Origin of the sequence: Coleofasciculus sp. FACHB-712 (assembly GCF_014695635.1) — a bacterium.
In the GTDB taxonomy this organism is placed as follows: domain Bacteria; phylum Cyanobacteriota; class Cyanobacteriia; order Cyanobacteriales; family FACHB-T130; genus FACHB-T130.
Window position 1 is genome coordinate 1 of record NZ_JACJOQ010000141.1, and the last position, 3695, is coordinate 3695.

The 3695-nt window shown below is 51.8% G+C and carries 2 protein-coding genes; both read left to right on the plus strand.

Features of this window, described 5'->3' with window-relative positions:
- The first annotated feature begins 220 nt into the window (after positions 1 to 220).
- Positions 221 to 1435, plus strand: a complete 1215-nt coding sequence (gene sat, locus H6F50_RS03610; RefSeq protein WP_190426412.1) for a sulfate adenylyltransferase — start codon at positions 221 to 223, stop codon at positions 1433 to 1435.
- Between the two features lie 93 nt (positions 1436 to 1528).
- The coding region (locus tag H6F50_RS03615; RefSeq protein WP_242028884.1) for a caspase family protein at positions 1529 to 3695 on the plus strand (2167 nt) is incomplete at its 3' end.

The window sequence follows — 3695 nt, forward strand, 5'->3', positions numbered from 1 at the left end:
GGTTACTTTGAAACAGAGGAGTTAGCGATGGAACAAGTCTATAAAGAGTTTCAAGTTACCTGGGATGAATGGGAAGCGATCGCATAATGAGCGCAAACACATTAGTTGAAAAATCGCTCCTCTTCAACCCCAAGAGAAGGGAACTGGGGGGTTAGGTTTTTCACCGTCCGGTTCTATATATTGGTACGATGTTTTTTGCAGCTAAAATTAACAATTCGATATGAGTCAGCGTCCAGACGGCATAGCACCTCACGGCGGTCAGCTAATTAATCGCATCGCTACACCAGAACAACGACAAGTATTTCTCGATAAAGCCGACTTTCTGCCCAGAGTGCAACTCGACGAACGGGCAACATCGGATCTAGAACTGATTGCCATTGGTGGATTTAGCCCGCTGACTGGCTTTATGGAACAGGCAGACTACGATCGCGTAGTGACTGAAATGCGGCTTGCCAATGGGCTACCGTGGGCAATTCCCGTGACGCTTTCGGTGGATGAGTCGGTTGCGGCGAATCTCAAAGAAGGCGGTTTGGTGCGTCTGGATGACCCGACTGGTAGATTTGTGGGTGTCATGGAACTCACACAAAAGTATCGCTACGACAAAACCCGCGAGGCGGTGAATGTTTATCGTACCCACGATGAAAAGCACCCAGGCGTTAAGGTTGTCTACAAGCAAGGGGAAATTAATCTCGCGGGTTCAGTTTGGCTGTTGCAACGCGACTCTCATCCTTTATTCCCTAATTACCAGATCGATCCCGCTCAATCTCGCGCCATGTTCAAAGAAAGGGGATGGAAAACGATTGTCGGCTTCCAGACTCGCAACCCCATCCACCGGGCGCATGAATATATCCAAAAGTGCGCTTTAGAAACCGTAGATGGCTTGTTCTTGCATCCCTTAGTGGGAGTTACCAAAGATGATGACATCTCGGCAGAGATTCGGATGCGCTGCTACGAGATTATGCTGGAACACTACTACCCCCAAGACCGGGTAATTTTGGCAATTAATCCCGCCGCAATGCGCTACGCTGGCCCTAGAGAGGCAATTTTCCATGCCCTGCTTCGCAAGAATTACGGCTGTACGCACTTCATCGTTGGACGCGATCATGCGGGTGTCGGTGATTATTATGGAACTTACGATGCTCAGCACATTTTTGATGAGTTTGAGCTGGGTGAACTGGGCATCATGCCGATGAAGTTTGAACACGCCTTCTACTGCACGCGCACGCAGACAATGGCGACGACGAAGACCAGTCCCAGCACACCAGCAGAACGGATTCACCTATCGGGAACGAAGGTACGAGAAATGCTGCGTCGGGGTGAATTGCCACCACCAGAGTTTTCTCGCCCAGAAGTTGCGGCAGAATTGGCAAGGGCGATGCAGGTGCCAGAGGAAGCAAGCAAATTTAAGATTGCAAGTTTCAAATTTGAAATTTGAGAGGGGATGCTGCTTAAATTTGAAAATTTGCCATTCTTTCTATTCTCTAAAGCCTAGCCCCTGATAGGCTGATCGAGTACTGGCTAATGGCTAATGGCTGATATGGGATTGAATCGGCGAAGTTTTCTGCAACGGGCGGGGTTGGCGCTAGCGGCGCTGGGCGTAAGCGAAACGGCCCTATCTCTACTGGGAGATCGAAGCTTTGCGGTGCCTCTGCTAGATCGCTATTATCAGGCACTGGCACAACCGAGTGGGCGGAAGTTAGCGCTACTGGTAGGAATTAATCAGTATCCGCGTGGGACAGAGACGCGATCGCTTCCGTCTCTCCAAGGTTGTGTCACAGATGTAGAACTGCAACGGGAACTTTTGATTCATCGCTTTGGTTTTCACCCTAGCGATATTCTGACGCTGACAGATAGCCAAGCAACGCGGCAGAATATTGAAACTGCTTTTCTGGAGCATCTCACAGAGCAGGCGGCGGCGGGAGATGTTGTCTTGTTCCACTTCAGCGGCTGCGGTAGCCGCGTCAGAATCGGGGCTGAGGAGAATGGACTGAGGACTTTGGGTGCCGATAAATCTTCACTCAGTCCTGAGTCTACCCTTGGGGACGGGGAAAGGGTTGCGGCTGCACAGCTAACGCCTACAGTCTTCAACACTCAAAATAGTTTGGTGCCAGTAGATGGGGTGCTGCTGACGAAAGGGGCACCGGCGAATGATTTGTTGGAAGAGACTCTGCTGTTGCTGTTGCGATCGCTTCCCACAGACCAAGTCACAACGGTACTGGATACCAGTTACACTGACGCCGATACTCTCCTCCACGGCAACTTGCGGATTCGTTCTGCTCGACAACCGCTAGCAGAGCAAGCGAGTGACGAGGAACTCGCTTTTCAGGAAAAACTCCTGCTGCGTCTCAAATCTTCGCGGGAACAGCTCAATAAGCAGTATAAGCCCGGTCAAATGCCTGGAATCGTGCTGGCAGCGGCTGGACCCAGTCAACTGGCGGCAGAGGCTCCTTGGGGCGGTTTCAGCGCTGGATTGTTCACCTATGCCCTGACGCAACATCTCTGGCAGGCGACTCCTCCCACTACGGTTCAAGTCAGTTTCAGTCGAGCAGCTGGGATCGTCGAGCAGCTGGCGGGGAAAGAGCAACAACCCCAGTTGAGCGGTCAAAAAAGTAACCAGCCTTCCTTGTTACCCTATCAGCCGGAAATTAGTATCGGTGCGGATGGCGTCGTTACAGCGGTGGAAGAGGGCGGTAAAACGGTACATCTGTGGCTAGCAGGATTACCTGCACCCGTTTTGGAATACTACGGAGTGAATTCTCAGCTGAGTGCTTCCCTACCTATGTCGGAAGCTCAGACTCCAGACAGCAACGCGACAGGTGAAGTTTCCTCAGTTCCGACTCAACTGCAACTCCACATTCGTTCCAAGGAGGGTCTCACCGCCAAGGCGCGAGTTATCGGCAGCACAGACACTTCTAGCCTCTCTAGCCTCCAAGTGGGGCAACTGGTTCACGAATCCGTCCGGGTGTTGCCCAAAAATATAGGCTTGACAATTGCCTTAGATGCCGGACTGGAGCGAATTGAACGGGTGGATGCTACCAGTGCTTTTGCCAGCGTTCGCTCTGTATCATCCGTGGTAACGGCAGGAGAGCAACCCGCCGATTATTTGTTTGGCAAGGCGCAGACACCCGATTATCAGGGGGGATATGGGTTATTTTCTCTCGGTCGGGATTTGATTCCCAATACCGTTGGGGAATCGGGTGAGGCGGTGAAGGCGGCTGTGAATCGGTTAGTGCCCAAACTGAAAACGTTGCTGACAGCGAAATTATTGCGTCTGACGGTCAATGAAGGGTCTTCCCGCTTGGGAGTGGGAGCAACGTTGGAGATGATTTATCCCAACCAAAAGGTGCTGCTAAAACGAGAAACGCTGCGGATGACAGGGGACGCCTTTGTGGATTCTAATTCCAGAAGCGAGTCATCGCGTCTTAACGACTCAAAAATTCCTTCCGATGGAGGCATCCCCACCATCCCCATCGGTAGCCGCATCCAGTACCGAGTCCAAAATTATAGCGATCGCCCGATCTATTTGATGCTTATCGGCGTTGATAGCGGCGGTGCTGGTGTTGCTCTCTATCCGTTGCAATTTCCCCAAATCGGGGACAGTCCGGATGCGAAACCAACGGTCAAAGAGCTGGTTGTGGAGGCGGGTGCTACCCTGATCGTGCCACAACCTGCTGGCTCTTTTGAATTGACGATTC

Coding starts and splice junctions, on each gene's coding strand:
- sat (WP_190426412.1), top strand. CDS start 221: ATGAGTCAGCGTCCAGACGGCATAGCACCTCACGGCGGTCAGCTAATT.